The organism is Coprobacter fastidiosus (genome assembly GCF_030296935.1).
GTDB classification, from domain to species: Bacteria; Bacteroidota; Bacteroidia; order Bacteroidales; family Coprobacteraceae; genus Coprobacter; species Coprobacter fastidiosus.
In genome coordinates this window covers 1,797,657-1,822,933 of record NZ_AP028032.1, presented here as the reverse complement: position 1 = coordinate 1,822,933, position 25,277 = coordinate 1,797,657, and the positions used below count along the sequence as shown (strand labels likewise).

The 25,277-nt window shown below is 36.5% G+C and carries 17 protein-coding genes and 1 tRNA gene; 13 read left to right on the top strand and 5 right to left on the bottom strand.

Features of this window, described 5'->3' with window-relative positions; translation table 11 throughout:
* Window positions 1–80 precede the first annotated feature (80 nt).
* Window positions 81–2,696 carry a zinc-dependent metalloprotease gene (locus tag QUE35_RS07210; RefSeq protein WP_122329729.1) on the bottom strand — a complete coding sequence of 872 codons (2,616 nt, stop codon included), beginning with the start codon at window positions 2,694–2,696 and terminating at the stop codon, window positions 81–83.
* Between the two features lie 11 nt (window positions 2,697–2,707).
* A complete protein-coding gene (locus QUE35_RS07205; RefSeq protein WP_022601815.1) occupies window positions 2,708–5,332 on the bottom strand; it encodes a zinc-dependent metalloprotease in 2,625 nt (874 codons plus the stop codon).
* 292 nt (window positions 5,333–5,624) lie between these two features.
* Between QUE35_RS07205 and QUE35_RS07200 the strand changes: the two genes are divergently transcribed.
* The 8 genes from QUE35_RS07200 (at window position 5,625) to QUE35_RS07165 (ending at window position 17,233) form a co-directional block, all read left to right on the top strand.
* Window positions 5,625–7,007: an NAD(P)/FAD-dependent oxidoreductase gene (locus tag QUE35_RS07200; RefSeq protein ID WP_022601817.1), complete on the top strand. Its 1,383-nt coding sequence runs from the start codon at window positions 5,625–5,627 to the stop codon at window positions 7,005–7,007.
* A 32-nt stretch (window positions 7,008–7,039) separates the two neighbouring features.
* Complete coding sequence (gene proC / locus QUE35_RS07195; RefSeq protein ID WP_022601819.1) at window positions 7,040–7,813, top strand: pyrroline-5-carboxylate reductase; 774 nt, start codon at window positions 7,040–7,042, stop codon at window positions 7,811–7,813.
* A 79-nt stretch (window positions 7,814–7,892) separates the two neighbouring features.
* Entirely contained in the window at window positions 7,893–8,351 is a 459-nt protein-coding gene (locus QUE35_RS07190) for a single-stranded DNA-binding protein (RefSeq protein WP_009317927.1), read from the top strand.
* A 144-nt stretch (window positions 8,352–8,495) separates the two neighbouring features.
* The gene (gene gldE, locus QUE35_RS07185; protein WP_031258754.1) at window positions 8,496–9,815 is read left to right on the top strand and encodes a gliding motility-associated protein GldE; all 1,320 of its coding nucleotides are present in this window, start codon (window positions 8,496–8,498) and stop codon (window positions 9,813–9,815) included.
* Entirely contained in the window at window positions 9,799–10,413 is a 615-nt protein-coding gene (gene gldD / locus QUE35_RS07180; RefSeq protein WP_022390073.1) for a gliding motility lipoprotein GldD, read from the top strand. Before gldE ends, gldD begins: the two co-directional genes overlap by 17 nt.
* Before the next feature lies 1 nt (window position 10,414).
* Window positions 10,415–11,041 (top strand): 4'-phosphopantetheinyl transferase family protein, encoded by a 627-nt coding sequence (locus tag QUE35_RS07175; RefSeq protein ID WP_022601825.1) that lies wholly within the window; start codon window positions 10,415–10,417, stop codon window positions 11,039–11,041.
* A 198-nt stretch (window positions 11,042–11,239) separates the two neighbouring features.
* Complete coding sequence (locus QUE35_RS07170) at window positions 11,240–14,341, top strand: T9SS type A sorting domain-containing protein (protein ID WP_022601826.1); 3,102 nt, start codon at window positions 11,240–11,242, stop codon at window positions 14,339–14,341.
* Between the two features lie 363 nt (window positions 14,342–14,704).
* The gene (locus tag QUE35_RS07165) at window positions 14,705–17,233 is read left to right on the top strand and encodes a Kelch repeat-containing protein (protein WP_022601828.1); all 2,529 of its coding nucleotides are present in this window, start codon (window positions 14,705–14,707) and stop codon (window positions 17,231–17,233) included.
* Window positions 17,234–17,436: 203 nt separating this feature from the next.
* Here QUE35_RS07165 and QUE35_RS07160 read toward each other — a convergent pair whose 3' ends face one another.
* Both QUE35_RS07160 and QUE35_RS07155 read right to left on the bottom strand, forming a co-directional pair.
* Window positions 17,437–18,684 carry a T9SS type A sorting domain-containing protein gene (locus tag QUE35_RS07160; protein WP_022601830.1) on the bottom strand — a complete coding sequence of 416 codons (1,248 nt, stop codon included), beginning with the start codon at window positions 18,682–18,684 and terminating at the stop codon, window positions 17,437–17,439.
* A 373-nt stretch (window positions 18,685–19,057) separates the two neighbouring features.
* Window positions 19,058–19,131: transfer RNA gene (locus QUE35_RS07155), tRNA-Thr, on the bottom strand.
* Window positions 19,132–19,468: 337 nt separating this feature from the next.
* Between QUE35_RS07155 and QUE35_RS07150 the strand changes: the two genes are divergently transcribed.
* Genes QUE35_RS07150 through QUE35_RS07130 form a run of 5 tightly spaced genes read left to right on the top strand, consistent with a single transcriptional unit; the run spans window position 19,469 to window position 22,773 of the window.
* Window positions 19,469–20,011, top strand: a complete 543-nt coding sequence (locus tag QUE35_RS07150) for a DUF4199 domain-containing protein (protein WP_009317920.1) — start codon at window positions 19,469–19,471, stop codon at window positions 20,009–20,011.
* Between the two features lie 8 nt (window positions 20,012–20,019).
* Entirely contained in the window at window positions 20,020–20,970 is a 951-nt protein-coding gene (locus QUE35_RS07145) for a glycosyltransferase (protein ID WP_022389739.1), read from the top strand.
* A gap of 24 nt (window positions 20,971–20,994) precedes the next feature.
* Entirely contained in the window at window positions 20,995–21,549 is a 555-nt protein-coding gene (locus tag QUE35_RS07140) for a nitroreductase family protein (protein WP_022601832.1), read from the top strand.
* Window positions 21,534–22,037, top strand: a complete 504-nt coding sequence (locus tag QUE35_RS07135; RefSeq protein ID WP_009317917.1) for a DUF6452 family protein — start codon at window positions 21,534–21,536, stop codon at window positions 22,035–22,037. Before QUE35_RS07140 ends, QUE35_RS07135 begins: the two co-directional genes overlap by 16 nt.
* Window positions 22,018–22,773 carry a DUF6048 family protein gene (locus QUE35_RS07130; protein WP_009317916.1) on the top strand — a complete coding sequence of 252 codons (756 nt, stop codon included), beginning with the start codon at window positions 22,018–22,020 and terminating at the stop codon, window positions 22,771–22,773. The genes QUE35_RS07135 and QUE35_RS07130 overlap by 20 nt, the downstream gene beginning before the upstream one ends.
* 67 nt (window positions 22,774–22,840) lie before the next feature.
* Here the strand turns inward: QUE35_RS07130 and QUE35_RS07125 are convergent, their stop codons facing one another.
* Window positions 22,841–24,955: a glycoside hydrolase family 97 protein gene (locus tag QUE35_RS07125; protein WP_031258758.1), complete on the bottom strand. Its 2,115-nt coding sequence runs from the start codon at window positions 24,953–24,955 to the stop codon at window positions 22,841–22,843.
* Window positions 24,956–25,277 lie beyond the last annotated feature (322 nt).

The following is a 25,277-nucleotide window of genomic DNA, read 5'->3' as shown; positions in this document are numbered from 1 at the left end:
AAAATCGGAACAGGTATGAAAAATAAATCCCTGATTTGGTAACCGTCCTAAATCAGGGATTTTTATGTAACAACAGTTTTTTAATCTTTACTTAAAGCTTTATCTATTTTATAGATTTGGTATAAGTAAGTATTTTTCAATTCTTCTGTCGGAGCTTTATTCGCAGCATTTCGAAGAGATGATTTAAAATTAAGCAACATTCCATACCATTCATGTGAGCGCTCCGGGAGGACATTAAAGCGGACGCTTTGCATTGCCGACATTCCTTCATTCTCTGTTGTGGAATTTATAAGTTCCGGATATTTTCGAATATAATCGTAATATTGCAATACGTTTTTCTTATTTGTATCTTTTAATGCCAAACTTAATATTGAAGAGAAAGAAGATGAAGTTTCGGAAACTTTTCCTGTCAAATTGGACCATCGGATCAGATTATCTACAAACATGCTTTGCAACGATATTTTGTTGTCACTCGGTATTTTTCCGGCATTAGATTCTTTCATTAAAAAATTCATTACATCACGAGCAGCTTCGAGTTGTGTATAAGGATCATCTGATTTGCTTTCGCTCAATGCCATTGCATTTAGTTGTACGAAAATAAAGTTCCCGAAATAGTTTTGTGCAAAATTGCTAATGTTACTTTCAAGGCCGCAATTTTTAATTAAATCGGAATTGTCTAACCAAGTTAAATCCTCGATTTGTTGCATGATCCATAGTAACGAATTTTTTTGAATCTCTTTCGGTACGGATTGATATGTAGGGTTCGGATCTCCTGCATATTTTTCATTTATATAAATTCCTCCTACATTTTGAAAAACATGTATCATATAATCATATACTTGATTGATTATATATCCGTAAATTACTTTTCGGAAAGAATAGTCATAATCCTGTTTGTCGATCCAATTATTCATGCCGGCAATTACTTCGGACAAATTTTTAAAGGCAAACCCCACAGATTCAACGGCATTGTTTCCTAAATCTCTTGACATAGATCGAGGATCGTAAAAAGCTCTTCTGTTTTGTCGTTTCCCGTACATGTAAACCGGATTTCCTGATTTCTCCGATACCAGTTTTTTCAGCATAGCAGATTCTTTTTCAGGAGTATCAGCATTAGAAAAAGATCCGTATAGCCATCGTATAGCCCAATAATCATATTCTCCGATCGACTCCTGACACCATGAGTCCCCTTTTTTATAATGATCGGCAGATAGCAGATAGTTGAATGTCAGATCGTCCATTACCGATGAGCTGAGGCCTTTTTCTTTTGTGAAACCGGCAGAACGCAGAGAGTCGGTAGAATATGCTGCCGATCCGGCCAAATTGTCGGTCAGGCCCAGGCAGTGACCTATGTTACGCATCAGCATGGAGACAAATGCTTTTCCAAAATCTTCTTCGTTCAAAGTCAACGTACGAGCACTTTTGTCGTAAGCTGCGGTTTGTAATAGCCGATCTCTCTGAATTTGCATCGGGAGATTATGACAAATATAAATATTTGCACTGATAATTTCTCCGGTGCGAGGATCGGTCCATACATTATCATTGATTCCTTCGGATGGAGAAATGACATAACGAATACAAGAATATTTCAAATTCGTGTCGTTGAAAGTTGAATCATTTTGCGGATATATTTTTGTACGGATAGCATCTTTATATCCGATTTTCTCAAACGCTTTATTCCATTGCGCTACGCTGCGAGAGATATATTCCTGCCATTTTTCAGGGAAAGTATTATCTACGTAAAAAACTATAGGTTTTTGTGGTTCAGAGAGTTTTCCAGATAGGAAAGCATCTTTATCTTTAGGTTCTAATCGCCAGCGGTTGGCATAGTACCTGTTTCTTGAGCCTTGCTGGTCTCCTGAAAATTCAATATATTGAGAGTAAGCAGTCCCGACTCGGGCATCTGCTTCGCGAGATATGAATCCTTCATCCGGAAGTTTCAGGAAAGTTCGTTTTACTAAGGCTGTCAAAGGTTTGTCTTCTACCATTTTAAAAATTCCGAATAGAGAAAGAGAAACAGAATAACTTAAGCAACTTGTTACCGATGCATTATCCGGATAGGCTTCTACGCTTGCGATTTGAGATCTGTTGCGTTTAAATGTTCCGGTTCTTTTTACATATCCTTCCAGACTATTATAGGCTTTAGGGTCTAAGGGATCGAGAGACTTATCATCGTTGATGAAAAATGATGTTGCTTCAAATACTATAGCTGAACTGTCCGGGGAGTATGCTGCAATCGGGAAAGATGCAATGACCGCTCCAATCTGACTTTTAGCAATTGCGGACTGGCCTTTTTTCTCTTTATCGAAAATTTTAATTTTCTCATTGATTTTACAAATATTGATGAGGAAATCCGATTTTTCGAAAATGACTTGTATAGGAGGCATCGGCTGAGCTCCTACGGAGGATTCTAATGGATCGCTGATTTTTTCTACCGTCGATCCCATCAGCATTCGTTGTCCGAGCGTACCGACAGTAACCTCCATATAGACTTTTCCCTCTGCCAAATGCATGGTGAAGAGCCCCTTTGCCTGAATATGTTTTTTATCTTTGAACAGTTTCTCGTATTTTGAGATATCTTTTACCTCTTCTGTTTTTGCACTTTGTTTATTCTTCTTTTTACGAGCAGAGGCATCAGGCATTCCTGCGGCGGTGAAAAGATATATTAATATTATGATTAGTTTTATATTGTTCATTTTCAAACTCCTTATAACTTCAATGAATTATCAAGATTATGCAATAACAACTGGTAGTGCAACCGGGTATTTTTGTCTGGATGATTTATTTTCCCTTTCAAAATATTCCGTATTTTAAGCAAATAGCCGTAATATAATCCATCTTGCGGGCGAGCAATAAAGTAAGTTGCCGATGACGGTTCGTATCCGGCAACCGGATTCAAAGAAACATTTTCCACATGTTTGGATGCATCCGGACGACATGAACAGAAAGAGCTGTGGGCTATTGGAGATGACCCTCTCAAGAAATCTGGAATACCGATGAATCCTTCTCCTGACAAAGATTTTGTTTTGGCTTCTTTCCCGATTTTTATTCCGGCGCCGATTCCTACATATTTCACAAAAAGATTTTGCATTTTTATTTGATTCTCGGATAGTTTTTCGCCGGATAAGGTAGGTTTCCATACATATTGATAAACATCTTCTAAACAGTCTGTTACAGTATAAGCGTTTTTCTCTGCTTTGAGTGCGGATAATTCTACTTTATTCGGAGAGGCGATAACAGCTTTCATAACTTCATTTCTCAACAAATCTGCAGAAGACCCCATCAGGGATATTTCTTTCATCAGTTCTTTGTTATTGATCCAGTCCATAGAGGATATTTGGTCTAACAGGAATTTTACGGCAGCTTTTTGTTTCTCGGCAGGCACACTCATCACCGCTTCAACCTTATCTCCTACATGTTTCTCATTTAAATAAATACCGCCTACATTACCGTAAACATGCATTAAATAAGTGAGATACTGCATGATTACTCCATTATAAATAGAAGTTCGGTAAGAATAATCGGGATCTTCTTTGTCCACCCAATTGTTTAGATTTTCCAGAATGTATTTTAAATTTTTTATGCCGTATTCGCTCGCTTTCATTGCATTATCGCCTAAATCTTCTGTCTGGGATTTCGGATCGATAATCTGTCCTTGCTGTTTCCCGTAACGGTATATAGGATTCCCGGATAACTCTGAGATCCATTTAGATGTTATCTTATATTCATCTTTAGCTGTTGATGCGTTAGGTAACGGTGTATAGTTCCATTTGACAAGAAAACGGTCATATTCTCCAAAACGGGGTGGAGTTAATTTTACTCCCCTCTCCATGTCTCCCGGCTGTGCTACATAGTTGAATCGGGCGTAGTCCATGATAGACGTCGTCGTACCGTATTTTTGTGTAAATGAGGGAGACCGTAATGAATCGACGGGAATTACGGAAGACGCACTCATGTTATGCATAAAACCTAAACAGTGTCCGACTTCATGTGAGATAACATAACGCAATCCGTCTCCGATGATCTCGTCCGGAATAAGCGTATGTCGCACCCGTTTATCAGCTTGAGATGTTTGGATGAATAACCAATTATTTAATAATTCTATTGCATCGTGGTATAAATAGACCGAGGCACTTAGAATTTCTCCGCTACGCGGATCTACCCATGAGGGACCCATTGCATTTTCTATGGCAATCGGAGCATAGCGAATGCAGGAATATTTGATATTATCAGGATCAAATTCCGGATCATTTTCCGGAAAGTCTACGGCTTTGATGGCGTCTTTAAATCCGATTTCCGAAAATAGTTCGTTCCATTGATTTACACCTTCTTTAATATATTTACGCCATTTTTCCGGGAAGTTGTTGTCTATATAAAAAACAATCGGTTTTTTAGGTTCGACTTTTTCTCCGCGTTTGTAAGCTTCCATATCCGAAGGTTCGAGCCGCCATCGATAGGCATAATATATGTTTTTGGTTTTTTGCTCTTTTGCAGAATAATCGGTTATTTGTACGGGAAATATGGCTATTCTGCTATCTGTAATGCGGGGGCGATATGGGGTTTCTTCCAACAGAATGATAGACCGAGTCATCAATGCTGTGAACGGAATGTCCTTTGCTGATGTTCCGCGGCTACCCGAAATGGTATATGTATAAGACAGATTGCTACGAATTAAAACGTTGTCGGGAAAGGCTTTTATTTCTCCTAAACTCGATTTATCTTTTTGAAAGATTTCTGATCTTCTCATGCCCCGACTCAGATTGGCGCTATATTTGTCGAATGGAGTCATCAACTTATTGTCCCCTACAAAAAAATCTGTTACGTCAAATACTACTGCACTGCTATCCGGTGTATAGACCGAAATTTTGAAAGTTTCTAATATCGCATCTATGTTACTTTTTGCAATGGAGCGTTGAATATTTTCATCTTGATCGGAATTTATGTTTTCTGATTGAACAAGATTCATGCAGATAATATCATTCATTTTTGAAAATCGGAAATGAATCGGATCTGTCGGTTTAGAACCGATAATTGCATTTGTATTATCACTAATCTCGGAGACCGTCGATCCTAAAAGCATATCGCGGTTTAAAAGATTTATCGGGAGTTCGAAATACAGTTTCCCTTTCATTTTGTGCATCTTTATCAAGCCGTTTACAGTCGTATGCTTTTCAGAAAAGAATTTGTCGTATTCATTCTTTTCTTTAACAGCTTCTTTGTTCGCCTCATTTTTTTTCTTTTTCTTAAAAATACCTGCCGAGCATTCCGGCTGATATAATCCGAACGCAAAACTGCATGTCAGGATCAACAACAATTTGTTTACTTTTGTCATTATATAGTTGATTATTGATTTTGAGTCAAGAAATACAGGCTATCCATTAATATGCAAAAGCAAAATTAAACTATTATTCTTTATCTTTCTGTACATTAAAAGTTTTTTTCAAGCAGAAACATAATAATCATATTCGATATGATTATGAAATTAATTATTAATATAGAAGCAAATAATAAATTTTTACTATCGGATTGTATTCAAGCAAAATTGTGTACCTTTGTTTGGCTACTGATAGCATCTGAGGTTTCAATGGTATGTATCTGGAAATAATCATAAATATTGAGAGAATATGAGTTTTAATATCGTAAGAGATAATAAAAAACGTGTCGTTATTGTGGGAGGTGGATTCGGAGGCTTGAAATTGGCGAATAAGTTGAAAAAATCGAATTTTCAGGTCGTATTGATCGATAAAAATAATTACCACCAATTTCCGCCGTTAATATATCAGGTCGCTTCGGCCGGGATGGAACCGACTTCTATATCTTTCCCGTTTCGTAAGATATTTCAACATCGTAAAAATTTCTATTTCCGTATGGCTGAGGTCCGGGCGATCTTTCCCGAGAGAAATATAATTCAGACTTCTATCGGAAAAATTGAATATGACTATCTTATTTTAGCAGCCGGTACGACGACTAATTTCTATGGCAACCGACATATTGAAGAAGAGGCGATACCGATGAAAAATGTGTCTGAGGCAATGGGCCTTAGAAATGCTCTTTTAGCGAACTTTGAACGGGCTCTTACTTGTGCGACTAAACAAGAGCAGCAGGAACTTTTGAATGTTGTGGTTGTAGGTGGAGGCGCTACTGGGGTGGAGGTCGCCGGGGTTCTTTCGGAAATGAAAAAATTTGTATTACCGAATGATTATCCCGATATGTCCAGTAATCTGATGCATGTTTACTTGATTGAGGCAGGACCTCGTCTGCTTGCAGGAATGTCCGAAAAATCTTCTGCTCATGCAGAACAGTTTCTTCGGGAAATGGGCGTGAATATTCTGTTAAATAAAAAAGTAGTAGATTATCGTAATCATAAAGTGGTTCTTGAAGACGGTAGTGCAATAGCAACACGTACGTTTATTTGGGTGAGTGGAATAACTGGCGTGCCAATTAGAAATATGGACTCTTCTTTAATAGGGAGAGGAGGCCGAATCAAAGTGAATGAATATAATCAAGTAATAGGGCTGAATAATGTGTTTGCGATTGGCGATCAGTGTATTCAGTTGACCGATAAGAAATACCCTAATGGACATCCTCAGTTGGCACAAGTCGCAATACAGCAAGGAGAATTATTGGCAAAAAATCTGGTCCGGTATGAAAAGGGAATGAAAATGAAACCTTTCCATTACCGAAATTTGGGTTCTATGGCGACCGTGGGACGTAATCGGGCTGTGGCCGAATTCAATAAGGTGAAAATGCAAGGTTGGTTTGCTTGGATAATGTGGTTGGTTGTTCATTTACGATCTATTTTAGGTGTTCGGAATAAGGTAATCGTGTTGTTGAATTGGATATGGAATTATCTTACTTATGATCAGTCTATGCGTATGATAGTATATGCCCGTAAGGCCAAAGAAATACGTGATCGGGAAATTATAGAAGCTACGACTCATCTCGGAGATGATTTGATGCAAGAACAACAGCAGAAAGAGCAGCAAAAAGTAGAACGATCTGAATAGTAATTTTTAATAAATTCTAAAATTATTCAATTATGAAAGTCGCAATTATCGGGGCCGGAAATATGGGAGGGGCTATTGCTAAAGGATTAGCTCAAGGAACAATTATCAAGAACAGTGACATAATAGTGGCTGATCCGGATATAAAAAAGTTAAAACAATTGCAGAGTCATGCTCCCGAAATATCGATTGTAACTCAAAATCAAGAGGCCGTAAATTGGGCGGATGTGATTATTCTGGCTGTGAAACCTTGGTTGGTGTCCGAAGTATTGGGACAGTTAAGAATAGATCCGGAGAGACAACTTTTGATTTCTATTGCCGCAGGTGTAAGCCTTGAGCAATTGGCTCAAATAACTTCTTCTAAAATGACGATCTTCAGATTAGTTCCCAATACGGCTATATCAGAAATGGCAAGTATGACATTGATTTCATCTTTCAATGCGTCGGAAGAACAAGAACGGCAAATTGTTGATATTTTTAACGAAATGGGATTGGCAATGCTTATTCCTGAGTCGCAGATTGCGGCAACAACGGCTTTGACTTCTTGTGGAATCGCTTATGTCCTGAAATATATATATGCAGCAACGGAAGCCGGAGTAGAGATGGGAGTGTATCCGAAAGCGGCAATGAAAATGATTGCACAGTCTGTAAAGGGAGCTGCCGAACTGATATTGAATAATGATACTCATCCTGCTATTGAAATAGACAAGGTTACTACTCCCGGAGGAATAACGATCAAAGGGTTGAATGAGTTGGATCATGCCGGATTCACTTCTGCAATTATTAAAGCAATGAAAGCAAGTCGATAAATCCGAAAAAATGTCGTTTGAAGAAGCCGTATTCTTATGAGGGCTTTGTATATTTGGAAAATAATCTAATTAAATATATATGTCAGTAAATAAAGTTATTCTTATTGGAAACGTGGGTAAAGATCCCGATATAAGATATCTCGATAATAATGTATGTGTCGCAAATTTTCCACTGGCGACAACCGATCGGGCATATACTACTCGTGCAGGAGTTCAGATTCCTGAAAAAACAGAATGGCACAATATCGTTTTGTGGCGTGGATTGGCGGAAATAGCAGAAAAATATGTCCGTAAAGGAACTCAACTTTATATTGAAGGAAAGATTCGCACTCGTTCTTGGGTAGATCAAAGCAATATCACTCGTTATACGACAGAGATTTATGCGGATAATATGGAACTGTTGGGACGTAAAAACGAACAAATCGGGGCGTCTCCGGTTTCTCAAATCGATAATCCTGTGCAACCGTCATTAACTTCTCCGGTACAGGGAAGTAATGTGGATTCTGGGAATAATGATATAGATGATTTGCCTTTTTAATTTTTTAATTGTACTTTTGCCAAGAGTACAACATACTCACACATAAATAGTTCCTTCCCGGTTTGACAGGAAGGCACTATTTCTTGTATGGCGGAGAGATTCCGAGAGGAGTATCTTCGATATGTTTAACTAATATTTATTTACTTGGACCCGGACAGTTATTTATCGACATTTCTTACCTCAATAGAGGTTTTACCTATTACATCAGGTGGTATTTTTGCGCTCTTTATGGCGTTTTTGTGTTTAGTTTTTTCCGGTTTTGTATCTGCTTCGGAGATTGCGTTTTTCTCCTTATCTCCGCAAGACCAAGCCGAAATCGAAGAAGAAAAAAAGACTCAGGATGTTTTAATAAAAAATCTGTTAGCCCGTTCTGAATATCTGTTGGCGACAATCTTGATCGCTAATAATCTTGTCAATGTTGCAGTAGTGATGCTTTGCAATTTTTTTATTTCGGAAACGATCATATTCAGAAGTCCGGTTATCTCTTTTTTGTTTCAAGTTGTAATTTTAACATTTCTATTGTTGCTTTTCGGAGAGATTATGCCGAAGATCTATGCAAAACATAACTCTCTGACTATGGCACGCAGAGCAGCAGGAGTGTTGACCCATCTTGAGAAAATGTTTCGTTGGTTGTCTTGGGCCTTGATTAAATTTACTCATATTATTAATAAACATATTTCGCGGAAAAATACGAACTTGTCTATGAACGAGCTTTCTCAGGCATTGGAGATGACTCAGGTCGATGAGAATGAAGAGAAAGAAATGCTTGAGGGAATTATCAAGTTCGGGGGAAAGACTGTGGAAGAGATAATGACTTCTCGCGTTGACATGACAGATATAGATATACGTATCAGCCTTTCTTCGTTAATAAAGATAATCGTTGAAACCGGATATTCCCGATTACCGGTGTATGAAGGTTCACAGGATAATATTAAAGGGATTATTTATATTAAAGATTTACTACCCTATATAAAAGAGAAAGATTTTGATTGGTCGAGTTTGTTAAGGCCTGCATATTTTGTCCCTGAAACGAAAATGATAGATGATTTGTTGGAAGAATTCAGGAAACAGAAAATTCACATGGCTATCGTCGTAGATGAGTTTGGCGGGACATCAGGAATCGTTACGATGGAAGATATTCTGGAGGAGATTGTCGGGGAAATTAGCGATGAGTATGATGAAGAAGAACAGCAGTATGTGAAGATCGATGATAATACTTATATTTTTGAAGGAAAGACGTTGCTAAATGATTTTTATAAAATTACCGGCATCGATGAAAACGACTTCAATGAAATTTCGGAAGATGCGGAAACTCTTGCCGGTTTGATTTTAGAAATAAAGGAAGATTTTCCTGCTGAGAAAGAGAAAATTTGTTATGGGAAATATCTGTTTACTATTTTAGAAGTAGATAAACGTCGTATAATTAAGATTAAAGTCAGAATCGACCGTGAAGAAAAAGAATAAACAAGCTCGGACTTTGTATTATTATGGGTTCGGAATATTCCTTTTTATGTTGTTGATACTGCTTACAGTAGCGGGCTGTCGTCAGGATTATTCTCCTAAACCTGACGGATATTTGCGAATCGATCCTCATCCGAAAGCGTATAAATTAATTGATAAAACCGGTTTTCCCCTTTCTTTTGAAATATCGCAGAGCGCACAAGGTATCATAGACAATTCTGTTGCATCTGCATGGATAAATATTATATATCCTCGTTATAAAACTACGGTTTATTGCACTTATATTCCCATAGACAAAAAAAATAAAACCCGTATTTTTGCTGAAAGTAAAGAGCTTGTATATCGTCACGGAATCAAGGCGGAAAAAATTCAGGCTCAATTGTATGAAAATGCTGAACGGCATTTATATGCTACTTTATATTCGTTAACAGGAAATACGGCGACACCGTTGCAGTTTACGGTTACCGACAGTATTTCCTATCTTTTTCGAGGGGCATTATACTTCGATACTCCTGTTAAGAGAGATTCTGTTGCTCCGGTGATAGAATATGTGACACAAGATATTATGCACTTGATAGAAACCGTACAACCTCAAAAATAATATGCCGTTAATCTCTATACAAGAAATGATTCCGGGTGTTAGGATTGCTCTTTGGAAACCTGAGGAAACTCCGGAAGAACTGTTATCGATATTAGGAAATACACATTTGTATGAGTCGATAATGGCGTCTTGTAAAACAGAAAAACGGAAGATAGAAAAGCTTACGACCCGAATTCTGATAAATTTGCTGCAAAAAGGAGAGGCGGAAATAAAATATAATGATAATGGAAAGCCTTATCTTGTTTCTTCATCTGAATATATTTCTGTTTCTCATACTCAATGTTGTATTGCCGTTGCAATATCTTCCCGGCCGATAGGAATCGATGTCGAAAGAATTGCAACAAAGGTTCTCGCTCTAAAGGAAAAATTTTTAAGTGTTTCTGAAATACAGTCGATCGACTCGAACAAAGAACTCATCCACACATTATTACTGTGGTCTGCCAAAGAGTCTATCTTTAAATTAATGGATGCGACAGGAGTAGATTTCAAAAAGAGCATCCATATAAAAAAGTTTATTCCTGAAGTTAGCGGTTTATTTGTAATTAGCGAATCGCATACGCAAAAGCACAACTTTTATACGATTTTTTATAAAGTATACCCACAGTATGTTCTGACAATTTGTTTTTAGAAACTGTTTAAAATTCTTTTGTAAAGAATGAACAGTTTTTTAATTGTTTGTATTATATCTATTTTAATACAATAGAAAGCTTTTACTCTTTAAAAACTTGATTTATTATAAATTTAATATTCTATGTAATAGAAAATAATACACTTTTTTATTATCCGTATATTTATTTTGTACAACACACATAAAAAATAAATTATCATGAAAAATCTTTTTATTGGAAAATATTTGGTTATTGCCTTATGCTTGTTGTCGGTTCAATCTCTTATAGCAAAAGACATATATTTGTCTGTTAATGGAGTGGATACCAATAATGGGTTATCTGAAAGCGGGGCGGTAGCTACGTTGACAAAAGCCCTTTCATTAATAGAGGACGGCGATAATATCAGGGTATCTGGGATAATAGACGTGTCTAAAGAAGTTTCCGGGATAGAGGGAGTTGCTATACCGCAAATGGCGTTTTCGATTATTGGAGATTCTCCTTCGACTTCAGGTTTTACGGGTAACGGTGTTACACGGATTTTTAATATTGACTCTAATGATAAAGAGACACAGTATAAAAATTTATCTTTTATAAATGGTGCGCAAAATCAGACAAAAGGGTCTGCAGTCTTTATCCAAAATTCAAGATCTGTATTTACAAACTGTATTTTCAAAAACAATATTGCTGTATCTTGTAAGGGAACAGTATACCTCTATACTCCGAATCAAGTAGAATTTTATGATTGTATATTTACGGATAATCAGGTGCAGCAGGGAGGAGCTGTTTTCTCTGAAATGCGTGGAAAATTAGTAATGGATCGATGTATGATCACAAATTGTAATCTTCAGTCGGTTGCGAATTCTAACGGTGGGGGACTTCAGATACTCGGAATAGAATCTTTTGTATTGAAAAACTCTACTGTTCGCAATTGTTCGGTGGCACAAAGAGGCGGAGGTATCAATATAGAAAATAATATCAACACGAACGAAATAGTCAGAAGCTCGATACGTATCGAAAATTCTCTTCTTGCAGAAAATAGTGCAACAGATGCCGGAGGTGCTATTGCTATAAAAAATGCACTTTCTGATAATATTATGGATATGCAGATAATAAATTGTACGATCTGGAAAAATTATGTGAAGACTCAGGGGGGAGCTGCTTTATATATTCCTTCGGCTCAGAAAGGCAGTAGTGTAAGTATTGTTAACTGTACCATAACCGAAAATACGGCTTCAGGCAACAGAGGCTTTGGTTGCGGATTATGTTTTTGGAAAGAGAATGATAATACTTCAACCCAGCTTTTGGCAAAACGGATATATAACTCGATCGTTGAATCGAATATGACCGATCCGCAAGGCCAATCTTCAGATATGGGTTTTCGTTATACTCCTGTAGAAGGGGAAGATCTTTTTATCTCTAATTCTTATTTGGGCTTCGGGGTTCAAACTGGCGCTCCTCTTAAATTGGAAACAGGAAATGGAAATGTTTCGGGATATGAATTGTCTCGCTTATCTGGGCTTGTATCTTCAACCGAAGAATATGTAAATCGTCAAAACTCTATTCCTTTGTTTCCGAATTGTGATGCGTTGACTGCAGGAAAAGCTTCGTTTTTGCAAGATCTTGGAATAAATACCGATCAAATAGGGAATATCCGTTCATTCGAAAATGGAACTTGTGCTGTTGGTGCTGTGGAAATGGCTGCGACGTTAGATCCGGGAAAAATAGACGGAAGTTATCAGCATATAATCATGTATGGACAGAGTCTATCGACCGGACATCAGTCTTGGCCGGTCATATCGACGGAGAATGTTCCGGGAAATTTTATGATCGGAGATCAGGTATGGATCAACTATGGTAATAAAAACTTTGACGAGATAAAACCTTTGATAGGAAATGTATCGGCGGCTTTTGCGAATAATAGCAATATCCGAAACCGGAATGCTGGGACAATTGCAGAATGTCCGTTGTTAGGTGCAGTAAACCATATTCAAAAGAAACTTCAACCGGGAACAAATATTTTGGCAACCTCTGCCGGAACAAGCGGGACAAGTATCGAAGAGCTTTCTAAAGAGAATGAATTTTCTACTTGTTACAGCCAATTCAGCAATACTTTGTTGCAGGGTTCTAAACTTGCCTTTGAAAATAATAAGAGTATTTCTTGTCCGGTAATATTTTTCATGCAGGGCGAATATAATTATACATCGTACGAAAATAAAGGTATGACTGTCGGATCATACAGTACTACTGACGGAAAGTTATATTATAAATATTTATTGCAGTTAAAGAACAACATGCAGGATGCCGTAAAGAAATATTATGGACAAGACGATGCTCCATTGTTTATTACATATCAGACAGGGGCTCAATATACTCGGGGCACTACGTTAGAGGTCGGTATGGCTCAATTAAATGCTTCTAATGAAAATGAAGATATTGTATGTGCCGGACCGGTATATCCGATGACCGATCGAGGGGGGCATCTCGATAGTAACGGTTATCGTTGGTATGGAGAAATGTTGGGGAAAGTATATTATAAAACTTGTATTTTGAAAGAGGATTTTAAACCGTTGCAACCGATTGAGATTACCCGTAATCCGGAAAACGCTAATGAGATATCGATCAGGTTTATAGTTCCTAAATTACCTCTTGTTTTTGATTCAAAATTGGTTGAGTCTCAAAAAAATTTAGGATTTGTTCTTTCTAATAATGGTGTGGAACAGACTATTACAAATATACAAATAAAAGATGATTGTGTAGTATTGACGAGCGCTTCTCCGCTGACCGGGAATGTAGAAGTGTCTTATGCTACACAAAAAACTAATGGACATGGAAATCTTCGGGATAGTGATGATTACGAAGCTTTTTTCAACTATATTGATTTAGATAAAAAGGTCAATGGAGAATATGTGTATCCGAGAGATGAGAATGAAACGACTTTAAGACCAAATTATGAACCGAGAGATGAAAATTTCAAAATTATTTATGATCAACCTTATCCGTTGTACAATTTCAGTGTAGCTTTTTATTATAAGATACCTCAGGGAGAAAATATATATAAAGTTCCAAGTCTGTCTGCGGTAAATAAAGTGACAGAAAATATACCGCTGATATACCAAAATGGAAATAATTTGATTGTGCAGTTACCGAATAATGAAAAGGGTACGGCAATGATTTTCAATATGTACGGACAAAATTTAAAATCGGTTATTTTGGATGAAAATAAGACGAGTATTCCCGTTGCATCTTTGGATAAAAAGATTTATATCGTCAAAATTTTGACCAAAAACGGAAGTATAACTCAAAAAGTACAGATTCGATAAGGTTCGGGAATAATCTATGTAGAAGCTTGTAAATTAATGATATACTGTGAAAAAATATATGATTGATATTAAAATAGGAAATAGCGTTTTTTAAGAAATTTTCCGGAAAAACGTTCGTTTATTTGGACAAATATAGAATTTTTTAACCCAAAAAACAATCTTGCTAAAAATATTTTTATCCTCAGCACTTTAAGGTAAGAAAAAAAAATTAAAATTTTCCGGAAAAATGAATCCAAATAAACGAACGTTTATTTAAAGTGATTTGCTGAAATGTAGAAATATGATCGTCACATTGATTTTATTTTATTGATAATAAACGTTCATGAACAGAATAAAAGAATTTGTATTAAATACATTTTAACCATGAGAAAAATAATATTGTTATTTTTTATATTCTTGTCGTTCTTTCTTAATGCACATGAACCTAATTATGGATTGTATTTTAAATCCCATAAATATATGGGTGCGGAGCGTACGGCATTGGTTCTTAATAACAACAAACCTTTTAGACTGAATAAAGAATTTATTCTTTCATTCGATATGAGTTTGAGAAATGAGTTCATTTTCGGTACTGTATTTAAAATAATAAGTGACACGCAAGATGTCATATCGCTCAATTTTATTGCTGATGAGAAAAATAACCAATATCCTATACTCTCTATAAATGATAATATATACCCTATAACCAATAGAATAGAATTGAATAAATGGTTCTTTGTGAATATTCGATTCTCTGCGAAGAAAGATTCGGTGCTGTTAGATTATGACAAAATACATCTGGCAATACCTTTTTCTTTTAAAGATTGGAGAGAAGTGAGCCTTTATTTCGGAGTATGCAGGCATCCTAATTTCTCATCAGCCGAAATCCCTCCGATGAATGTCCGGGATATAAAAATTCATTCCAATAATAAATTGATTCGATATTGGCAACTTAAACGACATACGGTAGATTGTTGTTATGATGAAATCCAAGATATTCCGGCTATTGCCGTAAATCCGGAATGGATTATTGACAATCATACACGATGGGATTTTTTATATTCCAAAGAATTTCCAGAACTTACTAATCCTCAATATGCCTTTGATCCTCAAAAAAATCTTATATACATAGTTCCTGACCATAAAACGGTTATATGTTATAATCCGAAGTCGGGAAAAGATAGTATCATCTTTGTAAAAGGGGGGTATCCAGCATCAAGAAGTACGAATCAACTGATTTTTGATACGGTAAGAAACAAACTTGTTTCTTATAATTTGGATGAACGTACCGTGTCGGAATTTTCGTTCGAGAATGAGTGTTGGAGTAAAGAAACGCTTCCGGTCAAGGAACATAGTTTTTGGCATCATACTACATCCTTTTATGAAAAAGAACATTCTATATTTGCTTTTGGAGGATATGGTTTTTATTTATATAAAAATGATTTGTTCAAAATAAGCCCTGAAAAAGCGGAATGGGAAAATGATAAACTTATTGTGATTCCTCCGAGATATTCTTCTGCATCGGTAATCGTTGATGATCATCTTTATATTTTCGGTGGACGCGGATGTAAAACCGGCAAGCAAGAACTGAATCCGCATATATATTATGATTTATATTCTGTAAATCTGAAAACAAAAGAGACGAAGCTTATTCGGCAATTCAAAGAAAAACGGCAATTCTTACCTTGTGGAAATATGATTTATAATTCTGCAGATTCTTGTTTTTATGTCTTGACCAATTGGCAAAAGGGAACTTTGTTTAAGATTTCTTTAAATCATGCAGACTTGCAAGAGGCATCGAGCCCTATAAACCAGTCGGTAATAGAATCGGATTATACATTTTATACATTGTTTCATTCAGAACGTGATTCGAAATTGTATGCGCTGTTTTGTAAAAATTTTAAGACAGGAAGTTCTGATATTTCTATATTTGAGATAAATTATCCTCCGATAGCTCAGTCCGATATTGTGCAGGAAGTTCCGGACAAATCTGCTCAATTGATATGTTGGGGAAGTTATATTGGATTAGGGATTGTTTTGCTGTCTCTGATTGCAATTTATATCTATCGGAGAAAAAAGAGAAAAAGTCGTTTCCAGGATATGCTCCATGAAACAGATGCATTCGAACAACCTCATACCAATAAGACGAAAAATAATTCTCGACAATGTATCAACTTGCTCGGAGGATTTAATATCATAGACAAGGAGGGACGGGATATTACCGTACATTTTACTCCTATATTGAAGAATCTTCTGCTTCTTATATTATTATATAGCGAAAATGACGGAAAGGGTATAAACAGTAAAAATATAGAAGTGATCTTGTGGCCGGACAAAGAAGAGAAGTCGGCACGTAATAATCGTAATGTTTCCATTACTCGGCTTAAAACCCTTCTTTCTGAGATAGGGAATATTCAACTATATAATGATAATCGATTTTGGAAGTTGACTTTAGGAGAAGACGTGTCTTGTGATTATTATCGGGTATTGGATCAGATGAGAAAGATCAAGGAGCATCCGGAATTAAAAGAACGGCTATTGCCCGAAGTGCTTGATTATTTAATGTTAGGGCCTTTGCTCCCTCATACGCAGATAGATTGGGTAGATAAATTTAAGAGTGACTATACGAGCCTTGCTATTGATTTCTTGAATAGACTTTTGCAAGAAAATGATTCTAACGATGTAACCAAGTTACAGCTTACGGATGTAATTTTTCTATATGACTCGTTAAATGAGGATGCTTTAACTATGAAATGTTATATTCTGTATAATTCTGGGAAAAAAGGTCTGGCAAAAAATACGTATGATAATTTCTGTAAAGAATATTTCTCTTTATTGGGTGAAAAATATAAATATAGTTTAGCTCAAATTTTGGAATTTGCAGAACATCAGGATAAAGTGAAACATGCATAAAAAAGACGTGAAATGACCTTTTATGTTATGAATTAGACGTATTAAAATAGTAGTCATAAAAGTAGTGCTGCTTTCACTTATTTATAGGAATGTTATTTTTTATTGGTCTGGATTTTGCATTAAAAAGATTCTGATACTATAAGAGAAAGGGGCTATCCGTTTTTTTTTGGATACCCCCGAGTGCAATTGAGCAAATTGTAACGTTATTTTATAAATTTCTTTGTAACGACTTTCCCTTTTGACGATGTACATTTTACGATATATGCACCATGTTCCATATTTTGAGTAGTTATAACAGTCGTGTTTTTTTGCTCGGCAACTTTATATCCGGATATAGCGTATATTTCCATATCGACTGGTTCTGTAACTCGGATTTCTCTGTTGCTGATAACAATTTCAGGATAAAATTCTATCGTATTGGTCGAAATTCCTGATAATTCACCATTAAAGTCGGGATCTACACTTCCGGTAAATCGTACAAACCAATATTGGATATTATTATCTGCATATATCCAAATTTCATCACCGGCATTATATGTGTAATCTGTTGAGAATGGCTCAAATCCGTTAGCTCCTTCTACAATATTCGTGTTTCCGGTAGTTAATACAGATATTGTGCCTGCATTATATTTGCTGATAATAACATTTCTGTCTTGTCCTGTACTTCCGGTAATTGCACCTACGGAGATCGATCCATCCGAAGTGGGTTTAAATTTTATGACGCGGTTTGCCGGGATATTTGTATCAGGATCGATTTTTGAATCGCCTCCGGCTTTTAATTGTCCTGCTAATTTGGTTTTTGTTCCATCGATATTGAAACTTTTATTACTGGAGGCCCAAGTCATGGTTAATGTTTTTGAAGACCCTTCTGGTGTAGGACCTACATATATAACCAGTCCGTCTTTTATACATGTTTCTGTAAACTCTCCTGTCGCACTGTAAAATGTTGATAAATCCCATAATTTATTGCTTATTACAGGTTTTTCTCCGTTAGGAGTATATCTAATAGCATAAAAGTTTATTCCGGCATTGGTTGTGAGAGTAAGAGTCGTTGCAGGACCGGTATAATTCATAGTTATGTAATCTGTACTTTCATCTCCTTCAGCTTTTGTGAACAGAGTATATCCTTCTATGGTGAATGATCTTTCCGGTTCACTGGTACTGCTCGATAGAGCTGCTATTTCGATTGTCCCCGGTCCGGTTACAGGAAAGGTGAGGGAGCGATCTCCTCCACCAGATTTTAATCTTTTAGTATATTGGTCAGTACCGAAAGTTTTGGTATTGGGTTCTACTGTCCACACTTTACTGGCATTAATCTCTAATCCGTTTATGGGTGTATTTTCCGTAATTGTTCCATCAGAGAGATTTTCAAAAGACCATGTCGTAGTTTGCGCTTTAATTCCTAATGAAAGAGCTGCGAATACAAGAAAAGTAGTAAATGTCTTTTTCATATATATAAATTTTAGTTAATGATCGATATGCAAATGTATTTGTATCGAATGCTTTGGAATAGGAATTTTTGATGCTTTATGTGGATAAATTGGAATAGGAAAGGAAATCTTTCTTTTGTCCTGTTTTAGAAAGGTTTTTATTGATTGATTTGTAAGGGAAATTATAGAGAGGTTATAGAGCTTGTCGCACATTTGTACGTTAGTTAATAGATACATACCTTTGAATAGACATGGAGCAAGATCGAAGAGCTTGTGGTTCAAGAAGCCGTTTGAATTTTGTCCCGGTCAGGTTTTAAAATTTCTTTATCGAAAAAATTAGATAAGCTCATTAGGGGGGTAAAATAAAAAAAGACAACTTTAAAGCTGTCTTTTGAGCCGATAGAGGGATTCGAACCCACGACCCCGAGATTACAAATCACGTGCTCTGGCCAACTGAGCTATATCGGCAAGTGGGTAAGCGACCTACATCGCGTCGCTACGACCGGCTACCCTTGCTGCGGTCAAGCCCTGGGGGATTGACCGGGAGCTGACCGTGTAGGACTTACCCGGCTGCAAAAGTAGATATTTTTTTCTGTTCCGCAATAGCTGTGTCTGAAAAAAATATATAGAAAGAATTCATTCGTTTAAAAACTAAATAGTTAGTTCAGTATATTTTTTTTGTTTATCTTTCTCTGATTAATCCTAATTTGCACATTTTATTGTCTCATATCGAAGTTCATGACATAAAAAATAATAACTTTGCCGTTGTTGATAAAATAAGTTTTATAGCAAAATAAGGTTACGAATGTTACGAGAAGCACCTAAAAAGTCGATCGCGCGTTACGCAATGGAATATGGAGTTTATTTCGGAATATATTTGATTGTGAAATTTGCATTGACTACATTTAGTTTGAATAACTTTGTCGCGAATTTTGTATCGGAAGTTTTATTGATAGCGATTCCGTTTATACTTTATTATATTATGCGGCATTATAAAAAACAAGACGGAGGAAATGTGCGTTTCTCACAATTGTGGATGTTCGGAATATTTTTGTTTTTCTTTGCATCGTTGTTGAGCGGAGTTGCCGAATATGTTTATTATAGATATATAAATCCGACTTACATAGAGATGCAAATGGCTGCAGTACTCGACCTGATTGAGAAGATGACACAAGCTCAGGATTCGGAAATGTTACAAGTGATGAGGGACGGCTTAGCAAAAGGCGGAGCTCCTTCTCCGATTGAGATGGTATTTCAGACGATTTGGGCGAATGTGTTTTTCGGGTCTCTGTTATCTATAATTATAGCTTTGATAGTTTCCCGAAAAAAGAAAATAAAAACCTTATAAATTAGAGTATGGATATTTCATTAGTTATACCATTATATAATGAAGCTGAATCTCTTCCTGAACTGACGGAATGGATTACCCGGGTGATGAATGCGAATAAATTTTCGTACGAGATATTATTCATAAATGATGGAAGTACCGATAATTCGTGGAAGGTGATTGAGGAGTTGAGTGCAAAAGACGAGCACATCAAGGGCGTTAAATTCCGTCGTAATTATGGAAAATCTCCGGCTTTACATGTCGGTTTTGGTAGAGCTGAAGGAGATGTCGTAATTACTATGGATGCCGATTTGCAAGATAGTCCTGATGAGATTCCGGAATTGTATCGTATGGTTATGGAAGATGGCTATGATCTTGTATCGGGCTGGAAGAAAAAACGTTATGATCCTTTATCGAAAACTATTCCTACGAAGTTGTTCAATGCAACGGCAAGAAAAGTTACCGGAATATATTTGCACGATTTTAATTGTGGATTAAAAGCATATCGAAACGAAGTGGTTAAAAGTATCGAGGTATATGGTGATATGCATCGGTATATACCCTATTTGGCAAAAAGTGCAGGCTTTTCGAAGATTGGGGAAAAAGTAGTTCACCATCAGGCGCGCAAGTATGGTGTGACGAAATTTGGTCTGAGTCGTTTTGTAAATGGGTATTTAGATTTGCTGACCCTTTGGTTTTTTAATAAGTTTGCGGTGAAGCCGATGCATTTTTTCGGATTTTTGGGAAGTCTGATGTTTGTGTTGGGATTTTTCTCGGTAATAGCGGTTGGTGTATATAAATTATATTCGATGTATCATAATATGCCGTATCGATTAGTAACAGATTCTCCGTATTTTTATCTTTCGCTTACGGCAATGATTTTGGGAACTTTGCTTTTTTTAGCAGGTTTTTTAGGAGAATTGATTTCTCGGAACTCAGTAGAACGTAATCGATATAATATTGAAAAAGAGATAAAATAATTTCCGGATTAAAGATATAAAATTATGAAAAAGACCGATGGTGATAATGAAGGTTTCGATTTGCTGACTTTAGCGCGTCTGCGATGTTCTGTCCGGGCATATACATCTCGTGCTGTAGAATCGGAAAAGCTTGAATATATATTAGAAGCCGTTCGATTAGCTCCTTCGGCAGTAAATTTTCAGCCTTGGCTTTTTATTGTAATTCAGGATGAGAAAGACCGGAAAAAATTACAACAGTGTTATGACCGAGACTGGTTTACTCAAGCTCCGGTTTATATTGTTGCATGTGGAGATCACCGACAATCATGGAAGCGGAAAAGCGATATGAAAGATTTTTGTGATGTGGATGTTGCGATTGCAGTCGAGCATCTTTGTTTAGCAGCAACGGAACAGGAGTTAGGCACATGCTGGGTGTGCAATTTCGATACGAAGTTATGTGCTGAAATCTTGAACCTTCCTGAGGATATCAAACCTCTGGTTTTAATACCGATCGGTTATCCCGAAAATCCCGATGTATTCGCCTCTACACCGAAAAAACGAAAAGCGTTTAATGAAATTGTAAAATGGGGAAAATATTAGATATTATTTTAGTAGTTTTTTTGCTGGGAATAGGATTTGTATCATGTGGAGACGATGGCTGTATGGAAAATCGTAGCAGTATCCCGTTGATAGCTTTTTATTCCGATGCCGATACGACTCAACGAGTTGCGATAGACTCGCTGACGGTATGGGGAATAGGTCAGATAAATGATTCTTTGCTTTTGGATACAGCCTCGGTAAATCAATTCATGGCGCCATTGAGAGATGGTGTAGATACGACAAAATATGTTTTGCGCTATGACCAGGAAAACCTGAATCCCAGATACAAATTCGATACGTTGACATTTGTATATCATTCGTATGTGAAATTTGAATCGGCCGAATGTGGTGCAATGTTTAATTATGTGATCGATGATTTTAGATATACGACTCATCAACTTGTCTCAGCGACATTATTGACTAAGGAGATCGATAACCTGAATATTGAGAATGTAAAACTTTTCTATCATGTTGAAGAAGCGGAATAACTTGCTATCGGTCATTTTTTTGTTGATCGTTTCTGCAACATTCGCTCAGCAACGACAGTCGACAAATTCAGTTCCTCAGAAAAAAGAGGAAAAGAAGGAATCTAAATATAAATTCCCATTATTGAACGGACTTATTTTGGGCGTTGATTTGTATAATCCTGTAGCGAATTTGTTCGGGCAGAAGTATGGAAATTATGAAGCGAGTTTGGAGTTGAATATGTATAATCGCTTTTTACCTACTTGGGAGATTGGGATAGGGCGTGCCGATAACAGACCTGAAGAAATGAATTTTACTTATGTCGGTAAGCCTGCGCTTTATAACCGTATCGGTATAAATTATAATTTTCATTATAATAATGACGGTCCTGGAACTTTTTTCGTAGGATTGCGGTATGGTTTTTCTGCTTTCAAGTATGATATAACGAATATAACATTAGAATCTCCCTATTGGGGAACTTCTTATAGTGAGAGTATTACCGGACAAAAATCTAAAGCACAATGGATCGAGGCGTTAGGCGGTATTCGTGTTCGTTTGTATAAGGATTTGATGATGGGGTGGACTGTCCGTTATAAATGGCTGATAAAGGCAAAAAGTAATGACTTTTCTACTCCGTGGTTTATCCCCGGTTATGGGAATAAAGGTTCTGTTTTGGGGATAACGTATTCGATTTACTATAAATTCCCTTTGAGAAGAAAGGTGGCCGATAATAAAACAGATGCGTCGGTTAAAAAATAAGATTTATAACAAAAGGCTGTTTTGTAATTCAACAAAACAGCCTTTTGTTATGGGAATTATACTCTTGTTAATTCGTTTGAGAACTGTTTTCTTTTATATGAATGGCATATCCGCCGCTACGTGCAATAGGAATAGCTAATTCTGATTTAGAATTTACTCGATAGTTTTTGATGGTATAGGATTGTGGACGGGTTTCATAATCGGCATCTTCTCCATCAGCATATATAGTTGCGATATAGTTCTTGCCCGGATCAAGAAAATTTAAGCGGATATTTGAGACTCTTTTATTTTCATCTGTAATGCTACCGATGAACCATTCGTCTTCCCCTTTCTTTTTTCTGGCGATAGTGATATAATCTCCGGGTTCGGCTTCCAATATTCGAGTATCGTCCCAGTCAACAGGAACATCCTTGATAAATTGAAAAGCATCAGCAAACCTTTCATAATTTTCCGGTAAATCCGCTGCCATTTGTAAAGGACTGTACATCGTTACATATAAGGCCAATTGTTTTGATAATGTTGTGTTAACCCTATTTTTAACATTTGGATCATAATAGCTAAAGTCTGTTTGGAAAATTCCCGGGGTATAATCCATCGGACCTCCGATAAGTCTGGTAAATGGTAATATGGTCTGATGATCTGGTTTGATATTTCCCAATGCCTCATATTCTGTTCCTCGAGCCGATTCTGCAGCCAAATAATTTGGGTAAGTACGATGCATACCTGTCGGGCGTACAGGTTCGTGAGCATTAATCATGATTTTATAGTCAGCACCTTTTTCGATAGCTCTCAAGTAATGATTTACCATAGTTTGTCCATAATGATGCTCTCCCAAAGGAATAATTGTTCCCACATATCCCGATTTTACGGCATCATAGCCGTTATCTTTCATAAATTGATAAGCTTCATTCATTCGGCGTTCGTAGTTTGGAATCGAAGCTGATGTCTCGTGGTGCATAATCAATTTCACTCCTTTTTGTGCCGCATATTTTTTGAGCTCATTTAAATCGAAATCCGGATAAGGTGTAACAAAATCGAAAACATTCTCTTTCATTGTTCCAAACCAATCTTCCCATCCGATATTCCAACCTTCCACCAATACTCCGTCAAAGCCGTGTTTAGCTGCAAAATCTATATAGCGTTTCACGTTCTCAGTGTTCGCTGCGTGGCGTCCGTTCGGTTCTATCCGAGAATAGTCGATTTCATCAAGCTTTATATTAGACGTGTCTGCATAAGCCCAGGAACCTCCATTTGGAATGAACATTTCCCACCAAACACCTATATATTTCATTGGCTTTATCCATGAGGTATCTTCGATTTTGTTGGGCTCATTTAAATTGAGAATGGTCTTCGACGCCAGAATATCTGCAGCATTATCGCTTATTAATATTGTTCTCCAAGGAGTTTGAGTTGCTGTTTGCATTCTGCCTTTTCCTCCTAACGGGTCTGGAGTCAAATGTGTTGATAATATCACTCCGGTACTATCCAGTTCCAATAACATAGCAGGATAATCTTTTAAAGCAGCTTCATGGATATTTATATAGACCCCGTTACCTTTAAGCATCAGAGGAGTTTGTACAGATATCTCTTTAGTTGGTGTTTGTGCCGAGATTTCTTCGGTAGCGGCATCTATTTGGTGTGAGACTTCTGATAATAATGATGTCGTATAATTATATTCGTTTGTATCGTAGTCTCCTCTTATCCAAAATGCAGTATAATCTTTTCCTAAATTAAATTGAGTAATTTCTTCGGCAATTGTAAAATAAGAAAGATTTTTTTGATTTGGAAATTCATACCTGAATCCAAGTCCATCATCGTATAATCTGAATCGTATAATAACAGTTCTTTTCGGACTACCTTGTTCCAAAGTAATTTCCAGTTCATTATATTGATTTCGTATTTTTTTTACCTCTCCCCATACGGGTTCCCATGTTTCATCAAAAGCAGATGTCGAACTTTTTAATATACTGAAATTATCTACCATAGATGGAATATTTTTCATTTCAAAACCAAGTCTGCTTTTTTCAATAATTATTTTCCCTTTATACAGTAAGGAATAATACGGAATGCCGTTATCGACGTGAAATGTCAGATTTAATTGGCGATTAGGTGATTCAATACTTTGAGCGTGTCCTGTGAGTACCATAATAAAACAAAGAAATAAAAATAAGTTTCTGTACATAATATGTTTTATTTGCAGTTATTTAAAAGAAATGTATTTATAGAACAACGGAGACCTTAGATTTGTTATTGTCAATTTTTCTTTTTTATGAAAGAGGTATTTTCGGAAAATACAAGCTTAATATGAAATGATCTCAGTTTTATGTAGTTTTTTATTCAAAAAAAAGTTTTTGTATATAATAGAGTTATTTGCAGGCAGTTATAGAAATATTTATTGTAGGTATATAAAAAAGGCCAAAAAAAATTTGGAGGTAAGAGTTAAAGTTCTTACTTTTGCACACGCTTTTCGGGAGAGAGGGGCAGTAATAGAAAAAAGAGGGATT